The sequence below is a fragment of the Cellulosimicrobium cellulans genome (genome assembly GCF_042723955.1).
GTDB lineage: Bacteria > Actinomycetota > Actinomycetes > Actinomycetales > Cellulomonadaceae > Cellulosimicrobium > Cellulosimicrobium cellulans_H.
Genome location: NZ_JBHXIC010000089.1, coordinates 1 through 16911 on the forward strand (window position 1 = coordinate 1; position 16911 = coordinate 16911).

The 16911-nt window shown below is 75.6% G+C and carries 12 protein-coding genes; 8 read left to right on the plus strand and 4 right to left on the minus strand.

Translation table 11 applies throughout. The annotated features are described in order from the left end of the window. Window positions 1–101: 101 nt before the first annotated feature. From ACFWH7_RS17885 to ACFWH7_RS17895, 3 genes are all read left to right on the plus strand, one after another. On the plus strand, window positions 102–1637 hold the full coding sequence (locus tag ACFWH7_RS17885) for a glycoside hydrolase family 1 protein (protein WP_378218480.1): 1536 nt from the start codon (window positions 102–104) through the stop codon (window positions 1635–1637). Between the two features lie 55 nt (window positions 1638–1692). Beyond that, entirely contained in the window at window positions 1693–2709 is a 1017-nt protein-coding gene (locus ACFWH7_RS17890) for a LacI family DNA-binding transcriptional regulator (protein WP_141389217.1), read from the plus strand. 70 nt (window positions 2710–2779) lie between these two features. Further along, the gene (locus ACFWH7_RS17895; RefSeq protein ID WP_378218482.1) at window positions 2780–3985 is read left to right on the plus strand and encodes a DNA glycosylase AlkZ-like family protein; all 1206 of its coding nucleotides are present in this window, start codon (window positions 2780–2782) and stop codon (window positions 3983–3985) included. Between the two features lie 55 nt (window positions 3986–4040). Here ACFWH7_RS17895 and ACFWH7_RS17900 read toward each other — a convergent pair whose 3' ends face one another. Next, window positions 4041–7670 carry a proline dehydrogenase family protein gene (locus tag ACFWH7_RS17900; RefSeq protein ID WP_378218484.1) on the minus strand — a complete coding sequence of 1210 codons (3630 nt, stop codon included), beginning with the start codon at window positions 7668–7670 and terminating at the stop codon, window positions 4041–4043. Between the two features lie 53 nt (window positions 7671–7723). On the opposite strand from ACFWH7_RS17900, the gene ACFWH7_RS17905 reads away from it, so the two are divergent. The 3 genes from ACFWH7_RS17905 to ACFWH7_RS17915 all read left to right on the plus strand — a co-directional run bounded on the left by ACFWH7_RS17905 (window position 7724) and on the right by ACFWH7_RS17915 (window position 10871). Beyond that, window positions 7724–8482 carry a helix-turn-helix transcriptional regulator gene (locus tag ACFWH7_RS17905; protein WP_378218486.1) on the plus strand — a complete coding sequence of 253 codons (759 nt, stop codon included), beginning with the start codon at window positions 7724–7726 and terminating at the stop codon, window positions 8480–8482. Between the two features lie 143 nt (window positions 8483–8625). Next, window positions 8626–9444: an aldo/keto reductase gene (locus ACFWH7_RS17910; protein ID WP_378218488.1), complete on the plus strand. Its 819-nt coding sequence runs from the start codon at window positions 8626–8628 to the stop codon at window positions 9442–9444. 131 nt (window positions 9445–9575) lie between these two features. After that, a complete protein-coding gene (locus ACFWH7_RS17915) occupies window positions 9576–10871 on the plus strand; it encodes a Glu/Leu/Phe/Val family dehydrogenase (RefSeq protein WP_378218501.1) in 1296 nt (431 codons plus the stop codon). A gap of 81 nt (window positions 10872–10952) precedes the next feature. On the opposite strand, the gene ACFWH7_RS17920 is transcribed toward ACFWH7_RS17915, so the two are convergent. The 3 genes from ACFWH7_RS17920 to ACFWH7_RS17930 all read right to left on the minus strand — a co-directional run bounded on the left by ACFWH7_RS17920 (window position 10953) and on the right by ACFWH7_RS17930 (window position 13928). After that, window positions 10953–11783, minus strand: a complete 831-nt coding sequence (locus tag ACFWH7_RS17920; RefSeq protein WP_378218490.1) for a tryptophan-rich sensory protein — start codon at window positions 11781–11783, stop codon at window positions 10953–10955. A gap of 139 nt (window positions 11784–11922) precedes the next feature. After that, window positions 11923–12657, minus strand: a complete 735-nt coding sequence (gene hemQ / locus ACFWH7_RS17925; RefSeq protein ID WP_378218492.1) for a hydrogen peroxide-dependent heme synthase — start codon at window positions 12655–12657, stop codon at window positions 11923–11925. A gap of 41 nt (window positions 12658–12698) precedes the next feature. Next, the gene (locus ACFWH7_RS17930; RefSeq protein WP_378218495.1) at window positions 12699–13928 is read right to left on the minus strand and encodes a ferrochelatase; all 1230 of its coding nucleotides are present in this window, start codon (window positions 13926–13928) and stop codon (window positions 12699–12701) included. Between the two features lie 203 nt (window positions 13929–14131). Between ACFWH7_RS17930 and ACFWH7_RS17935 the strand changes: the two genes are divergently transcribed. Then, on the plus strand, window positions 14132–15163 hold the full coding sequence (locus ACFWH7_RS17935) for a DUF2804 domain-containing protein (protein WP_378218497.1): 1032 nt from the start codon (window positions 14132–14134) through the stop codon (window positions 15161–15163). 164 nt (window positions 15164–15327) lie between these two features. Then, window positions 15328–16626 carry an alkaline phosphatase gene (locus ACFWH7_RS17940; protein ID WP_378218499.1) on the plus strand — a complete coding sequence of 433 codons (1299 nt, stop codon included), beginning with the start codon at window positions 15328–15330 and terminating at the stop codon, window positions 16624–16626. Window positions 16627–16911 lie beyond the last annotated feature (285 nt).

Consider the following 16911-nt stretch of genomic DNA (forward strand, 5'->3'; position numbering starts at 1 on the left):
CGGCGGGGGTGCGCCCGCGCGGCGGGCCGTCGGGGGCGCCGGGGGCCCCCCGCGCCCCCCCCGCCCCGCCACTCCTCGACCTCTCGAAGGACAATCGACTCATGACCAGCTTCGTCCCGTCCGCGCCCCTCCTCCCGAACCCGGCGACCGCGACCGGACGCGTCGAGATGCCCCCGGGCTTCCTCTGGGGCGCCGCGACCGCCGCGTTCCAGATCGAGGGCGCGGGGCACACCGACGGCCGCACGGACTCGGTGTGGGACGCGTTCGCCCGCGTCCCGGGCGCCGTCGTGAACGGCGACGACGGCATGGTCGCGTGCGACCACTACCACCGGTACCGCGAGGACGTCGCGCTCATGCGCGAGCTCAACCTCGGCACGTACCGGTTCTCGACGTCGTGGGCGCGCGTGCGTCCCGACGGCGGCGCGCCCAACCCGGCGGGCATCGCCTTCTACGACCGCCTCGTCGACGAGCTCCTGGGCGCGGACATCCTCCCGTGGCTGACGCTGTACCACTGGGACCTCCCCCAGGCGCTCGAGGAGAAGGGCGGCTGGACGTCGCGCGACACCGCCTACCTCTTCGCCGAGTACGCCGTGACGATGCACGAGGCGCTCGGCGACCGCGTGGGCGTGTGGACGACGCTCAACGAGCCGTGGTGCTCGGCGTTCCTCGGCTACACCGCGGGCGTGCACGCGCCCGGCCGCCAGTCGCGCGAGGACGGTCTCGCTGCGGCGCACCACCTCCTGCTCGGCCACGGCCTCGCGGTCCAGGCGCTGCGCGAGCGCGCACCGGAGGCGAACCTCGGTCTGACGCTGAACTTCACCGTCTCCGACCCGGTCGACCCGCAGGACCCGGCCGACGTCGACGCCGCGCGCCGCATCGACGGGCAGTTCAACCGGATCTTCCTCGACCCGGTCTTCCACGGCGAGTACCCGGAGGACGTCCTCGAGGACGTCGCGCCCTACGGGCTGCTGGACCACGTCAAGGACGGCGACCTCGAGATCATCTCGACGCCGATCGACACCCTCGGGGTCAACTACTACAACGGCGGCGCCGTCTCGGGGCACCCGCTGCCCGCGGCCGCGTCCGGGGGCGGGACGCGGCCCGAGGGCGTGCGGGACGAGCCCGCGGACGAGGCACCGGTGCGCACGACGTCGTCCCCGTACCCCGCCGCCGACGACGCGCACGACCGCTCGCGCGGGCTGCCCCGCACGGACATGGGCTGGGAGGTGCAGCCCGAGGGGCTGACGCGCCTGCTCACGCGCCTCCAGCGGGACTTCACCGGCCCGCGCGGCGTGGCGATGTACATCACGGAGAACGGCGCGGCCTACCCCGACCAGGTGGGCGAGGACGGCGCGGTGGACGACCAGGACCGGCTCGAGTTCATCGACGCGCACCTCCGCGCGACGCGCGACGCGATCGACGCGGGCGCGGACGTGCGCGGGTACTTCGCGTGGTCGCTCCTCGACAACTTCGAGTGGGCGCTCGGCTACACCAAGCGGTTCGGCATCGTCCGCGTCGACTACGAGACGCAGGAGCGCACGGTCAAGGCGAGCGGCGCCTGGTACGCGCAGGTCGCTCGCGACAACGCGGTGCCGGCGCGCGGCGCGGCCGCCGCGGACGCCGCCGCCGGGGAGTGATGACACGGTGAGCGGTGCGGTGCGGTCGGGCGAGCGCGCGCGGGATACTGTCCTGATGAACAGCCTGCGCTCCGCGCCGACCCTGGACGAGGTGGCCCAGACGGCGGGTGTCTCGCGCTCGACCGCGTCGCGCGCGATCAACGGCGGCCTGCGCGTGTCGCCCGAGGCCCAGGCGGCGGTCGACGCCGCCGTCGCCCAGCTCGGCTACACGCCCAACCGTGCCGCCCGCTCCCTCGTGACGCGCCGCACCGACTCGATCGCCCTCGTGGTCCCCGAGCCGGACGAGCGCATCCTCACCGACCCGTTCCTCGCGGGCACGATGCGCGGCGTCAGCGCCGCCCTCGGGGGCACGGACCTCCAGCTCGTCCTGCTGTTCGCGCGGCCCGACGAGCAGCCGGGCCGCATCGTGCGGTACCTGAGCAGCGGGCACGTCGACGGCGCGATCGTCGCGTCGCACCACCGCGACGACGAGCTCGAGGAGGCGCTGCTCGCGGCCCGGCTGCCCGCGGTGTTCGTCGGGCGCCCGTTCCGCCCGACGCCCGACCTGCTCTACGTCGACGTCGACAACGTCGAGGGCGGCCGCCTCGCGGCGCGCCGGCTCGTCGAGGCGGGCCGCCGTCGCATCGCGACGATCGCCGGCCCGCAGGACATGACGGCCGGCGTCGACCGGCTCACGGGCTGGCGCGAGGTGCTCCAGGGTGCGGGCCTGCCCGACGACGCGGTCGAGATCGGCGACTTCGCCGTCGCGGGCGGCGCCGCCGCGATGGAGCGCATCCTCGCGGCACACCCCGACGTCGACGGCCTGTTCGTCGCGTCGGACCTCATGGCCGAGGGCGCGCTGCGCGTCCTGGCGGCGCACGGGCGCGACGTGCCGCGCGACGTGTCCGTGGTCGGGTTCGACAACCTCGCGACCGCCGCCTCGACGGTGCCGCCGCTCACGACAGTCCAGAACCCGATGGTCGAGATGGTCCGTGGCGCGACGGACCTCCTGCTCGACCTCGTCGGCGGACGCGGGGACGAGATCGCGTCGCAGGTCCTCTCCCCCGAGCTCGTCGAGCGCGACTCGGTCTGACGATCCCGGCGCCGTGGCGCCCTGTCCTGGGCGCCGCGGCGGCGTGGGCGGGCACTCGTAGCCTGAGGTCGTGACCTCGTCCTCGGCACCCTCGACCACGCTCTCGCGCGCCGACGTGCTCACCGCGCGCTGGCGCGCCCAGCAGCTCGACCGCGCACCCGACGCGGCGGCCTCCCCCACCCACGTCGCCGTCCTCGACCTGGGCGTCCAGGACACCGGGCCCGACGGCGCCGCGTGGGCTCTCACCGTGCGTGGCACCCCGGCGGTGGCGCCGGGCAGCCTCCCGCCAGACCTCGCCCTCGCCTGGACGCTCCGCGGCGCGCCGCACGTCTACCGGCGCGCGGACCTGGGCGACGTCGCCGTCGCGACCGCCCCGCTCTCCGAGGCCGACGCCGCCAAGCGCGTCTACGACGCGAGCCGGCCCCTGCGCGCGGCGGGGACCGCCGTCCTGGACGCCCTGCGCACCGAGGCGCGGCTCGAGCGCGAGCTCGTCGTCGAGCCGACCGTGAAGGGGGACCTCTCGACGCGGCTCACGCAGCGCCTCCCCGTGCCGCACCTGCGCTGGTGCCGCCCCTGCGGCGCGACCCACAGCTACGAGCAGACGTTCCGTCTCGCCGCGCTCCAGGCCGGGCTCGAGCTGGAGCCCGGCACCTCGCCCCCGGTGCTGCGGCGCGTGCCGGGCCTCGAGCCGTCGCTCTACGGCCGGCTCGGCGGCGAGGCCACGCCGCGCCTCGACGTCGTGCGGGGCTACCTGCGCTTCTTCCCCGCCGCGAGCGTCCAGGACGTCGCGGGGTTCCTCGACGCGCCGGTCAAGGACGTGCGGGCCCACTGGCCCGACGACGCGGTGCGCGTCGACGTCGCCGGCGCGGACCCGGGCGCGCGTCCGGTCGACCGCTGGGCGCTGGCCGACGACGTCGAGCAGCTCGCGGGAGCCGCGGCGCGCGTCCGCGACGCGCACGCCGGCGCCCCCGTCGTCCGGCTCGTGGGCCCGTACGACCTGTACCTCCAGCTCCGCGACCGCGCCACGCTCGTGCCCGATGCGGCACGCGCCAAGGACCTGTGGCGCGTCCTCGGCCGGCCCGGGGCCGTGCTCGCCGACGGCGAGGTCGTCGGGACGTGGCGCCCCCGCGCGTCGGGCCGGCGGCTCACCGTCCTCACCGACCCCTGGGCCCCGTGGGACGCCCGCCTCACGGACGCCGTCGCCGAGCAGGCCGAACGCCTGCGCGCGTTCCGCGACGCGGCGTCGGTCGCCGTCACCCCCGCCCCGCCGCGATGAGACCCTGGTCCGCCGAGGGAGAACCCCGGTTGCGACGACGGGTTCCCCTCGGCGATCAGCGCTTCACGTGGCCGTAGCGGTGCATGGTCCGGCTCACGGCCTGCTCGTGGAGCACGGTGAGCAGCTCGCGGCGCCCGCTCGCGACGACGGGGTGGTCCAGGACCGTGACCTCGCCGACACGCTCGGCCGCCGCCTCGTGCAGGCCGGGCGCCGCCCCGACGACGCGGATGCGTCCACGGACCGCGCCGGACGCGACGCGGCGCGCGAAGTCGTCGTCGCTCACCGCGGCCTCGCCGGACGCCGGCACGACGACCACCGGCACGCCGGCCGTCCGTGCGGCGTGCAGCACGCGCTCGACCTCGACCGGGAGCGCGCCCGCGCCGACCCGAACGGTGAGCACGTCGACCGGGCGGTAGCGGAACACGTTCGACTCGACGTGCAGCCCCGAGAGGTCGTGGTCCGCGGAGAACTCCCGCTCCCACCAGCGCGCGTCGTCGGCCTTCGCCCACGCGAGCCACGCCGCGGGCGCGGCCTCGCGCGCGGGCGGTGCGGCGTCGGCAGGCGCGGCTCGCCCGGGCGCCGTGGTGCCTGACGACGTCCCCGCGCCCTCGTCGACGCCCTCGCCCGTCGCGTCGGCCCAGCGGCCGAGCTGCGCGACGTAGCTCGGGCCGCCCGCCTTGGCGCCCGGCCCGACGGCCGACTGCTTCCAGCCGCCGAACGACTGTCGCTGCACGACCGCGCCGGTGATGTGCCGGTTCACGTAGGCGTTGCCCACCTGGACGGCGTCGAGCCAGCGCTCCACCTCGGCGTCGTCGAGGCTGTGGATGCCGCCGGTGAGCCCGAACGGGACGGCGTTCTGGAGCGCGATCGCCTCGTCGAGCGTCGCGGCCGTCATGATCCCGAGGACGGGACCGAAGTACTCGGTGAGGTGGAACGGCGACCCGGGCGCGACGCCCTCCTTGAGGCCGGGCGTCCAGAGGCGGCCCTCGAGCTCCGTCCCGCCGTCCAGCAGGCGCGGACGCACGAGCCACGACTCCCCCGGCTCCAGGGTCGTCAGCGCGCGCAGGAGCTTCCCGCCCGCAGGCTCGGTGAGCGGTCCCATGGTCGTCGAGACGTCGGTCGCAGGCCCGACCGCGAGCGAGCGCACCGCGTCCACGAGCTGGCGCCGCACGCGGCGCCCCGTCTCGGTCCGCCGGTCGCCCGCGGAGCCGACGAGGATCGCGAGCGACGCGGCCGAGCACTTCTGCCCCGCGTGCCCGAACGCCGAGCGCACGAGGTCGGCGACCGCGAGGTCGAGGTCGGCCGACGGCGTGATGACGAGCGCGTTCTTGCCCGACGTCTCGGCGAGCACCGGGCGCGACGGCTTCCACCGCGCGAAGAGCTGCGCGGTCTCGATCGAGCCCGTGAGCACGACGCGCGCGACGTCGTCGTGCGTGACGAGGCGCGTGCCGAGCTCGTCGTCGGGCACGCGGACGTACTGGACGACCTCGGTGACCGAGCCCGCGTCCAGCCCCGCGAAGTCCCCCGGCGCGGCGGCGACCGCGTCGCGCAGGCCCGCGTGGATCGCCTCGACCGCCACCTCGAGGCAGCGCGGCGTCGGCGGAGCGGGCTTGGCGAGCACGGCAGAGCCGGCCGCGAGCGCCGCGAGGACCCCGCCGACGGGGATCGCGACGGGGAAGTTCCACGGCGGCGTGACGAGCGTGACGCCGTCGGGCGTGAACCGGGCGCCCGGGACGCGCTCGAGATCCTCGGCCGACCGCGCGTAGTAGCGCGCGAAGTCGACGGCCTCGCTCACCTCGGGGTCGGCCTCGGCGACGGTCTTGCCGGGCTCGTGCACCATCGCGGCGACGAGGTCGGTGCGCGCTTCCTCCAGGCGCCGGGCGACCGCACGCAGGGCGGCGGCGCGGGCGGTCGGGGCGACCCGCGACCAGGCCCCGGTCGCGCGCACGGCGATCGCGACGGCGTCGTCCACCTGGGCGGTGGAGGTGAGCTCGGGCGCGCGCACGGCCACGAACCCGGACCCGGGGCCTGTCACATGCCGCGCCCAGTCGCGCGACGCGGCGACGGCGGGGTCGGTGTCGGCGGCGTTGACGAACCCGCCGAACCCAGGATCACGGGCGGGCTCGGCGCCATCGTGGCCGACAACCCCGGGTTCGGCGGGCTGGTGCGGCCCGACGGCGGTCGGGGCCCCCGCGCGGGGGCGGCGGCGCGGTGCGACGTCGGCCTCCGTGTAGTGCACCCCGTGGCGCACGGACGCGCGGAACGCCGCCTCCTGGCGACCCATCGGGCTGCCCGCGGGCGACCCGTCGGGCGCGAACATGGCGTGCAGGAAGTTCTGCTCGGCGGCGTTCTCCTCGAGGCGGCGCACGAGGTAGGAGATCGCGACGTCGAAGTCCTCGTCGCGCACGACGGGCGTGTACAGCACGACGCGCCCGCCGCGCCCCGCGTGCGGGCCGGTCTCCACGCGGTCGGCCGCGACCTCGTCGCGCACGGCGCGCGCCTCACCGGGGGCCATGCCCTGGAGCATCTCGACGTCGAGCGCGTGGCTCACGCCGCGGGTGCGGCCGAGCAGCACGGCGAGCGCGACGTGGAAGAGGTTGTGGCTCGCGACGCCGATGCGGACGGCGTCGGTGCGGGGCTCGCGCAGCGCGTGGTCGAGCAGGCGGACGTAGTTCGCGTCGACGTCGGGCTTGGTCGGGTACGGCGCCTGCGGCCAGCCGTGCAGCTCGGCCTCGACCGCCTCCATCGCGAGGTTCGCGCCCTTGACGAGGCGGACCTTGACCGGCGCTCCCCCGGCGGCGACGCGCTCGGTCGCGAACCGGGTGAGCCCGTCGAGCGCGCCGAGCGCGTCGGGCAGGTAGGCCTGGAGCACGATCCCGGCCTCGAGGTCGTGCAGGTCGTCGTGCGCGAGGATCTCGCGGAAGACCGCGGTCGTCAGCGCGAGGTCCTTGTACTCCTCCATGTCGAGGTTGAGGAAGACGCCGTGGTCGCGCGCCGCCCGGTACAGCGGCAGCAGCCGTTCGACGACGCGCGCGCACGACCCGTCGAGGTCCCACGTGACGAGCTGCGACGCGACGGACGACACCTTGACCGACACGTAGTCGACGTCGGGCCGCCGCACGAGCGCGAGCGTGCGCTCGAGCCGCGCGTCCGCCTCCGCCTCGCCGAGCACGGCCTCGCCGAGGAGGTTGACGTTGAGCGCGTAGCCCTCCGCACGGGTCCGGGCGAGGTGCGGGCCGAGGCCGCGGCCGGCGTCGGCCACGAGGTGGCCCACGAGCTGGCGCAGGCGCACGCGCGCGGCCGGCACGACGACGCGCGGCAGCACCGGTGCGACGCCCGCCCCGACGCGCAGGAGCGACCGGTCGACCGGCCCGAGGAACGACCCCGCGCTGCCCGCGAGCTCGCCGAGGCGGCCGAGCGCCCGCGCGGCGACGTGCACGTCCTGGGGGCGCGCGACGTCGTCGACGAACCGGACCGCGAGCTCGAGGCCCGCGGGGTCGGAGACGAGCGCACCGAGCCGCTCGGCGGTCTTGCGGGCGCGGGCGTCGCCCGCTCCTTCGCTGGCGGCGAGCCAGCGCCGGGCCAGCGCGACGGCCTCCTCGACGAGGTCGTCCGGGGAGGTGAGGCTCGTGTCGCCGACGGCTCCGGGGGTGGGGAGCGGCCGGGCGGGCGCGTCGTTGCTCATCCCTCCAGGGTGCCTCGGGTCGCGGTGACTCGTCTTGTACGATCCGGGGCGACATGACACCCGACCGCGACAACGCCGAGACCTCGCCGCCCGCGGCGGACCCGCTCCTCCGAGCGCTCAGCCCCGCCATGGTTGCGCTCATGGACGAGCTGCCGGACACGATGTTCTGCGCCAAGGACGTCACGGGCCGGTACGTCGCGGTCAACCCGGTATTCGTCGCGCGGACGACCGAGCGCTCGCGCCGCGCGGTGCTGGGCCGACGCGCGCGCGACCTGTTCGTCCCGCAGCTCGCGGAGCGCTACGAGCAGCAGGACGCCGAGGTGCTGCGCGGGCGCGCGCTGCGCGGCGAGCTCGAGCGCATCCGGCGGCTCGGCGGCACGTCGGGCTGGTTCCTCACGTCCAAGCTCCCCGTGCACGACGACGCGGGCCGCCTGGTCGGGATCGTGTCCGTCTCGCACGACCTGCGCGCGGGCGCGGCCGACGACGCGACGATGGACTCCCTCGCGGCGCTCGTCGCGGCGGTCGAGGCGGACCTCGGGGCGCGCTGGACGACGGCGCGGCTCGCCGAGGCGGCGGGCTCCACGCCCGCGGTGCTCGACCGGCGCGTGCGGCGCGTGTACGGCGTGACGCCGCGCCAGCTCGTGCTGCGCACCCGCATGGACCACGCCACGCGGCTGCTCGCGGGGTCCTCGGTGCCGATCGGCGAGGTCGCGGCGGAGAGCGGCTTCTACGACCAGCCGTCGTTCACGCGCACGTTCGCGCGCCTCGCGGGCGAGACCCCGGCCCAGTACCGCCGTCGTACGCGCCGCTGACCGCGCGTCGCCTCCGGCCGCCGCCGAACCCGGGGTCGTGGTCGCGTCACGCGCCGAGCTCGGGGTTGTCGCCGGGCTCGGCACCGGGCGGGGCGCGACGCGCGCGGTGGCGAGCGACGGCGTCGGGCACGGAGACTGACGGCATGACCTCCGCAGACTCCTCCCCCGGCACCTCGCCCGGCGCCGTCCCGACCGTCGACCTGCCCGGCGGCGCCATGCCGCTGCTCGGCCTCGGGACGTGGCAGTCCGAGGGCGACGACGCGTACCGCGCCGTACGTCACGCGCTCGACGTGGGCTACCGGCACGTCGACACCGCGACGGGCTACGGCAACGAGGCGCAGGTCGGGCGCGCGCTCGCCGAGTCGTCCGTCGACCGCGCCGACGTGTTCGTCACGACCAAGCTCCCGCCGGACGCCGCGGGCCGCGAGCGCGAGACGCTCGAGGCGTCGCTGCGCGACCTCGGCACGGACCACGTGGACCTGTGGCTCATCCACTGGCCGCCGGCAGGCGAGGCGTCGCCCTGGGTCTGGGAGCGCTTCGTCGAGCTCCGGGACGAGGGCAAGGTGCTCTCGATCGGGGTGAGCAACTACTCGGTCGAGCAGGTCGACGTCCTCTCCGACCAGGTCGGCGAGACGCCCGCCGTCGACCAGATCCCGTGGAGCCCCGCCGACTACGACCACCGCCTCGCGCACGAGCTCGCGCAGCGCGGCATCGTGCTCGAGGGGTACAGCCCGTTCAAGCGCACCGACCTCGACGCGCCCGTGCTCGCCGAGGTCGCCGCCGCGCACGGCGTCACGCCCACGCAGGTCGTGCTGCGCTGGCACCTCGACCACGGGTTCGTCGTCATCCCGAAGTCCGTGACCCCGGCGCGCATCGAGGCGAACTTCGCGGTGACCGGCTTCTCCCTCTCGGCGGACGAGCTCGCGGCCGTCGACGCCCTGGGGCACGGCAGGGGCGCGTGAGCGGCGAGCGCGCGCGCCGGGGGTAGCGTGACCCTCGGTGCCGCACACCCCCGCGGCACCGAGGAGAACCTCGAACCGGAGGAACCGTGACGACGACGTCCGTGCCGCCCACCCTCACCGGCGGCGACCCCATCCCGAACGACCCCGCTCCCCGTACGACCTCTCGACCCGACGCCGCGACCGCACCGGCGTCCGCCCTCGACACCGCGCACGCGCAGCTCGCCGGGGCGGTCGAGTTCCTCGGCTACGACGACGGCCTGCACGAGATGCTCGCGACGCCGCGACGCGAGGTCAACGTGGCCGTGCCGCTGCGGCGCGACGACGGCCGCACCGTCCTCTTCCACGGCTACCGCGTGCAGCACAACGTCTCGCGCGGCCCCGGCAAGGGCGGCCTGCGCTACTCCCCGAGCGTCGACATCGACGAGGTCCGCGCGCTCGCCATGTGGATGACGTGGAAGTGCGCCCTCGTGGACCTGCCGTACGGCGGGGCGAAGGGCGGGGTCGCGATCGACCCGCGCTGCTACTCCGAGGCCGAGCTCGAGCGTGTCACGCGCCGCTACACGTCGGAGATCATGCCGGTGATCGGCCCGGAGCGGGACATCATGGCGCCCGACATGGGGACGAGCGAGCAGACCATGGCGTGGGTCATGGACACCTACTCGGTCAACCAGGGGTACACGATCCCAGCCGTCGTGACGGGCAAGCCGATCACCGTGGGCGGGTCGCTCGGGCGCACGACGGCGACCAGCGCGGGCGTCGTGCACGTCACCGCCGCGGCGCTCGACGAGGCGGGGGTGGCCCTGTCCGACGTATGCGTCGCGATCCAGGGCTTCGGCAAGGTCGGCTCGCACGCGGCGGCGCTGTTCGCGGCGCGCGGGGCGCGCGTGGTCGCGGTCTCCGACCAGTACGGCGGCGTGCACGACCCGGACGGGCTGGACGTGCGCGCGCTGTTCGAGCACGTCGCCGCGACCGGCAGCGTGGTGGGCTGCGACCGCGCCGACCCGGTCGACAACGACGCGCTGCTCGCGCTCGACGTCGACGTGCTGGTCCCCGCGGCGGTCGAGGGCGTGCTCGACGGCGACACCGCCCGCACCGTGCGCGCGCGCTGGGTCGTCGAGGGCGCCAACGGCCCGACGACGGCCGAGGGCGACCGGGTGCTCGCCAAGAACGGCGTGACGGTCGTGCCGGACGTGCTCGCGAACGCGGGCGGCGTCGTCGTCTCCTACTTCGAGTGGGTCCAGGCGAACCAGGCGTACTGGTGGACCGCGGAGGAGATCGGCGACAAGCTCGAGCACCGCATGCTGCACGCGTACGAGGAGGTCGCGGGCCTCGCGCGCCGCGAGGAGCTCAGCCTGCGCGACGCCGCGCTCGTCATCGGCGTGCAGCGCGTCGCCGAGGCGCACCAGATCCGCGGCCTCTACCCCTGACCTGCGGGGCGGCCCGCCGAGCACGGGGTCTGCGGCCGTCCTGGGCTCGACCCGGTCGCGGACCGCGTGCTCGGCGGGTGATCAGGCGCGCGCCGGGCGGGTCGCGGCGACGACCGCCGCGACGAGTGCGACCGCGGACGCGCCGACGGCCGCCCACGCCACGGTGGTGTCCACGAGCTCGCCCTGGAACCGCCCGACGGCGATCCACGCGAGGCCCCAGGACATGGCGAGGCCGATGCCGAGGGCGACCGCGCGACGCCCGGCGGCGAACGCCGCCCACGCGACGGACAGCACCGCGGCGAGCACGACGAGCACGACCGACCAGCCCGTCGCGCCGAGGCCGAGCTCACCGACGCCGGCGTCGGTGAGCGCCGCGGCGACGTTCGCGAGCGTCGCGACGCTCACCCAGCCGGTGTAGAGGCCCATGGTCCCGTCGAGCACCACGGCCTGCGCGGTCGACTCGGGCCGCCGGCGTACCAGCCGCACGACGACCACCGCGTTGACGGCGAGCAGCGCTGCGATGACGACGACGCTCAGCGGGATCCATCCCGCCTGCACCACGCCGATCCACGCGGCGTTGAGGACCATGGAGACGAGGACCCACCACGCGGTCGCGCGCAGGCGCGGGCTCGTCGCGTTCCGCGGCAGCACCTGGTAGACGGCGAACGCGAAGAGGCCGAGGTAGATCACCGACCAGATGCGGAACGCCGGGTTGTCGGGCGCCACGGGAGTCGCGGTCGAGGACAGCGCACCCCCGGCGGTCTGCTCGACGGCGGTGCCGCCGAACGCGCCCGCCCCGTACGCCGCGGCGCCGGCGGCGACGAGCGAGCCGACGAGGACCACGACCTGGCGGACACGGTCGGAGGGCGCGGGCGCGGGGACGGCGCCCGCCGGGACGGCTGCTGTGGTCATGCCTCCAGCGTGACATCACTCAGCATGCTGAGCATCTGGGCCGCACTACCGAGAACGACTCTGCTCCCCGCCGAGAACGACTCTGGTGTCGTTGTCCGTCGGATGACGACACCAGAGTCGTTCTCGGCGCGGTGCTCGGTCAGGCCAGGGGCTGGCGGTCCGCCCAGGCGGTGAGCGTCGTGCGCGGGCCCGTGAAGAACGGGACCTCCTCGCGCACGTGGCGGCGCGCCTCGGTCGCGCGCAGCTCGCGCATGAGGTCGACGATCCGGTGCAGCTCGTCGGCCTCGAACGCGAGGATCCACTCGTAGTCGCCGAGCGCGAACGACGCGACCGTGTTGGCCCGCACGTCCGGGTAGTCCTTCGCCGCGAGGCCGTGGTCGCGCAGCATGGTGCGGCGCTCGGCGTCGGGCAGCAGGTACCAGTCGTACGACCGCACGAACGGGTAGACGGACAGGTAGTCGCGCGGCGCCTCGCCCGCGAGGAACGCCGGCACGTGGCCCCGGTTGAACTCGGCGGGACGGTGCAGCGCCGCGTTCGACCACACGGGCTCCAGGTGCGCGCCGAAGCCGCTCGCGCGCAGGCGCTGGTAGGCGCCCTGCACCGACTCGATCGTCGGGCCGTGCCACCACACCATGAGGTCGGCGTCCGAGCGCAGGCCCGCGACGTCGTACCAGCCGCGCACGACGAGGTCGCCGTCCGTCGCGGCCGGGTCGTCCCCGCCCCCGACGGCGCTCAGCGCGTCGCTCACGAGGGCCGCCCGCTCGTCGGCGTCGGCGGGCAGGGGCGCCGCCGTCGCGAAGACGGACCACATCGCGTAGCGGATGGTGGTGTTGATCTGCTCGTGGTCCGCGGGGACGCGCGCGGCGTCGTTCATCGGGGTTCCTCCTGGTCTGTGCGGGTTCTTCGGCGGCGAGCTCAGCCGTGGACGTCCGTGCTGCACAGCGCGGGGACGCCGCTCGGCTCCCCGTCGCGACGCAGGCAGCAGCCGGGCGCGCACACCGAACGGAAGGCGGGCAGGCTGCCGACGGTCGCCTCGGCGACGGCCTCGCCCCGCGCGAGCGCCGCGCGCTCGACGAGCAGGTCCACGAGACCGCGGACGAACGGCTCGCGCGTGCTCACGGTGCCCGCGCGGACCGCGGTCATCCCGAGCCCCGTCGCGGTCTCCATCGCCTCGGTGTCGAGGTCGTACGCGACCTCCATGTGGTCGGAGACGAACCCGATCGGCGAGAGCACGACGTCGCGGACGCCGTCCTTCGCAATCTCCTCGAGGTGGTCGTTGACGTCGGGCTCGAGCCACGGCTGGCTCGGCGGGCCGGACCGCGAGCAGTACGCGAGGTCCCACGCGACCTCGTGCCCGAGGCGCGCCGACACCTCGGCGACGATCACGCGCGCGAGGTCGAGGTGCTGCTCCGAGTACGTCGCGTGCGAGACGCGCGACGCCGCCTCCATGGTGTCCGGGATGGAGTGCGTGACGAAGACGAGCCGCGCGGCCGCGCCGTCGCCGCCCTTCTCCGCGAGCGCGGCGAAGCCGTCGAGGACGGCGTCGACGTTCGCCTGCGCGAAGCCCGGGTGGTTGAAGTAGGAGCGCACCTTGTCGAACTGCACGCCCGTGGAGCCGTCGGGACCGAGCTGGCCGCGCCCGTCGAGCACGACCGCGAGGTCCTCGCGGTACTGGCGGCAGCCGGAGTACGACGAGTACGCCGACGTCACGAGCGCGACCGCGTTCTGCGCGCCCATCGCCTCGAGCTCGTCGATCGCGTCGGTCGTGTACGGCTCCCAGTTGCGGTTGCCCCACACGACGGGCAGCTCGACGCCCCGGCGCGCGAGCTCGGCCTCGATCGCGGCCTTGAGCGCGAGGTTCTGCTCGTTGATGGGGCTCTTGCCGCCGAAGCCGTAGTAGTGCTCGCCGACCTCCTCGAGGCGCGCGTCGGGGATGCCCTTGCCCGCGGTGACGTTGCGCAGGAACGGCACGACGTCCTCGGGCTTGTTGGGCCCGCCGAACGAGTAGAGCAGCAGCGCGTCGTAGGGGCGCAGGTCAGGGGTGGGACCGGGGTCGACGGCGCTCGCGGGGGCGGCGGCGGGCACGACGGGCGCAGCGGCCCGGCCCGTGTCGGCAGCGACGTCCTGGGGGGAGAACGGGGGCATGCTCCCGATCATGGCACCTGCTCCCGGGCCCGCCTGCCGGGAAACGGACCGGGCGGACGTGACATTGACGGGACAGAGTGTCACCTCGTCCGGACGGCTTCCCGCGGCCCCTAGACTCGGCTCGCTCGCTCCTCGGGCCGGGCACCGGGCACCGTCGCCCGCCGCGCAGCGCCGCCCGAGCCGGACCACGTGGAGGTGGAGCAGTGCCGCTCCCGGAGATCACCGAGCGCGTCGCGCTCACCCTGCCCGACGGGAGCCTCGACCGCCGGTCGGTCGGCTGGGCGCGGCAGCCGCTCGTCGACACGTCCGGAGTGGGACGTGACGGCCGGCGCCACACGGGCCGGAACAAGCGTTGGGAGTACTGGGGCGTCGTCACGCCGACCCACGTCCTCGCCCTGACGGTGTCCTCGCTCGACTACGCGGCGGTGCACGAGGTGTGGGTCCTGGACCGGGTGTCGGGCCGCACGTGGGGTGCGGACGCGACCGTGGTGCCCGCGCGCGGCGTCGAGCTGCCCGGGTCGCTCGGGGACGGACCGACCCGCGCCCGGGCGAAGAATCTCGCGATCGACCTCGACGAGGTCGACGGCGGGACGCACCTGCGCGCGCGGACGCGCGACGTCTCGTTCGACGTGGTCGCCGAGCTGCCGCCCGGGCACGAGCGGCTCGCCGTCGTCGTGCCCTGGAGCGACACCCGGTTCCAGTACACGGTCAAGGACGTCGCGCGCCCGGCGCACGGGACGCTGTGGGTCGACGGCCGGACGGTCGACGTGCCCGCCGGGTCGTCGTGGGCGGTGCTCGACCACGGCCGCGGGCGCTGGCCGTACGACGTGCGGTGGAACTGGGGCGCGGGCTCGGGCGCGAGCCACGGGCGGGTCGTCGGGATCCAGGTGGGCGGACGCTGGACCGTCGGCACCGGCTCGACCGAGAACGCCGTCCACCTGGACGGCCGGATCCACCACCTGCCCGACGAGCTCGTGTGGGACTACGACCTCGCCGACCCGGACCGGCCGTGGCGCGTCACCGGCAGCGGTCTCGACGCGACGTTCGAGCCATTCCACACCAAGGTGACGCGCACGCACCTGGGCGTCGTGTCGTCGTCGACCGACCAGTGCTTCGGGACCTGGTCGGGCACGTTCGCCCCGCCCGACGGCGGCCCGTCGGGCGCCGCCGCGAGCGTGCCGGTGCGGTTCGACGGGATCGTCGGCTGGGCCGAGGAGGTCCACAACCGCTGGTGAGCGCGGCGCGCCTCCTCCCCGCTTGCCAGTGCCCGGGGCGTGCCTAGCGTGGGGACGATCCGGCGGCACCGACGCCGTCGGGCGCGGCCCGCGCGCGACGGCGACACCGTCCCCTCCGCGGCCGTGCCGGCACCGGCAGAGACGCCGGTGGGAAGGGGAAGCTCATGCAGTCACGACGAGGACAGCTCCGGGCGGGCACCACGGGGGTCGCGGCGGCCGCGGCGCTCGTGATGCTCCTGCCGTTCGGCGGGAGCGAGCGCGGCGACGGCCAGGGTCACGGCCAGGGCCACGAGAACGGGAACGACCGCGCGCGCAACGTCATCTTCATCCAGGGCGACGGGCTCGGCCTGTCGCACCGCGAGCTGATCCGGCTCGCGACGGTCGGCAAGGACGGGCAGCTCGCGATGGACTCGCTCGAGCACGCCGGCTGGACGACGACCGACTCGGCCGACCCCGAGGAGGCGGTCACCGACTCCGCCGCGGGCGCGACCGCGTTCGCGTCCGGGGTGCGCACGTACAACGGGGCCGTCGGCGTCGACGTCGACGGCAACCCGGTCCCGACGCTCCTCGAGGCGGCCCGGGGCGCGGGCAAGGCCACCGGCCTGGTCACGACGGCCCAGGTCACCGACGCGACCCCCGCGGCGTTCGGCTCACACGTGCCCGACCGCGGCGACCAGAGCGAGATCGCACGCCAGTTCCTCGAGAGCTCGCGGCCCGACGTCGTGCTCGGCGGCGGCGAGGACTGGTGGTTCCCGGCGGGCGAGCCGGGCGCGTGGGAGGACAACCCCGCGAAGGACCCGACCGAGCAGAGCAAGGGGACCGAGGGGAACCTCGTCGAGCGCGCGCAGGACCTCGGCTACACGTACGTGAGCGACGCCGAAGGTCTCGCGGACGCACGCGGGCGCAAGCTGCTCGGCCTGTTCGCGAACGAGGAGATGTTCGAGCAGCGCAACGAGGGCGAGGGCGACCTGTACGAGCCGGAGGTGCCGCTCGTCGACATGACGGCCAAGGCGCTCGACGTGCTGTCGCGCGACCGTGACGGGTTCTTCCTGCTCGTCGAGGAGGAGGCGGTGGACGAGTTCGCGCACCGCAGCAACGCGACGCGCACGATCCAGGCCGGGCAGGCGCTCGACGAGACCGTCGCGCTCGCGCTCGACTTCGCGAAGAAGAACCGGGGCACGCTCGTGCTCGTCGTGGGCGACCACGCCACGGGCGGGCTCGCGATCGAGAACGTCGACCCGGAGGACGAGAGCGGCGAGGGCGCCACGACCGAGGACGGCCCGTTCGACCTCGCGGGGTCGGACCTGCAGTTCACGGTCGACTGGACCACGGGCGGCCACACGGGCGAGGCCACGCCGATCACCGCCCAGGGGCCGGGCGCCGAGCGGCTCGCGGGCGCGCAGCGCAACACCGACGTCCACGACGCCGTCCTGCGCGCGATGCAGGGCCGGGGCCGCGGCTGAGGGCGAACCGACCGCCCGGGCCGCGTGCGCCGTCGAGCACGACCCTGCGCGCGGTCGAGAACGACATGGGGGGGGGGGGGGGGGGGGGGTGCGCCGGGGCCCCCCTCCGGCAGGCGCGCGAGGGGGAGGGCGAGAGCGCCGCGGGCGCTCGGCACCGCCGCGCCGCCCCCCGCCCTCCCCCCCCCCGACGTCCCCCGGGACGCCGCGGTAGCCGCTTCCGAGCAAAGTCTCGTGGGCTCGGCCAACCCGGTCGCCTACGTCGGCGCACGCCCCCTCCTCGTGGAC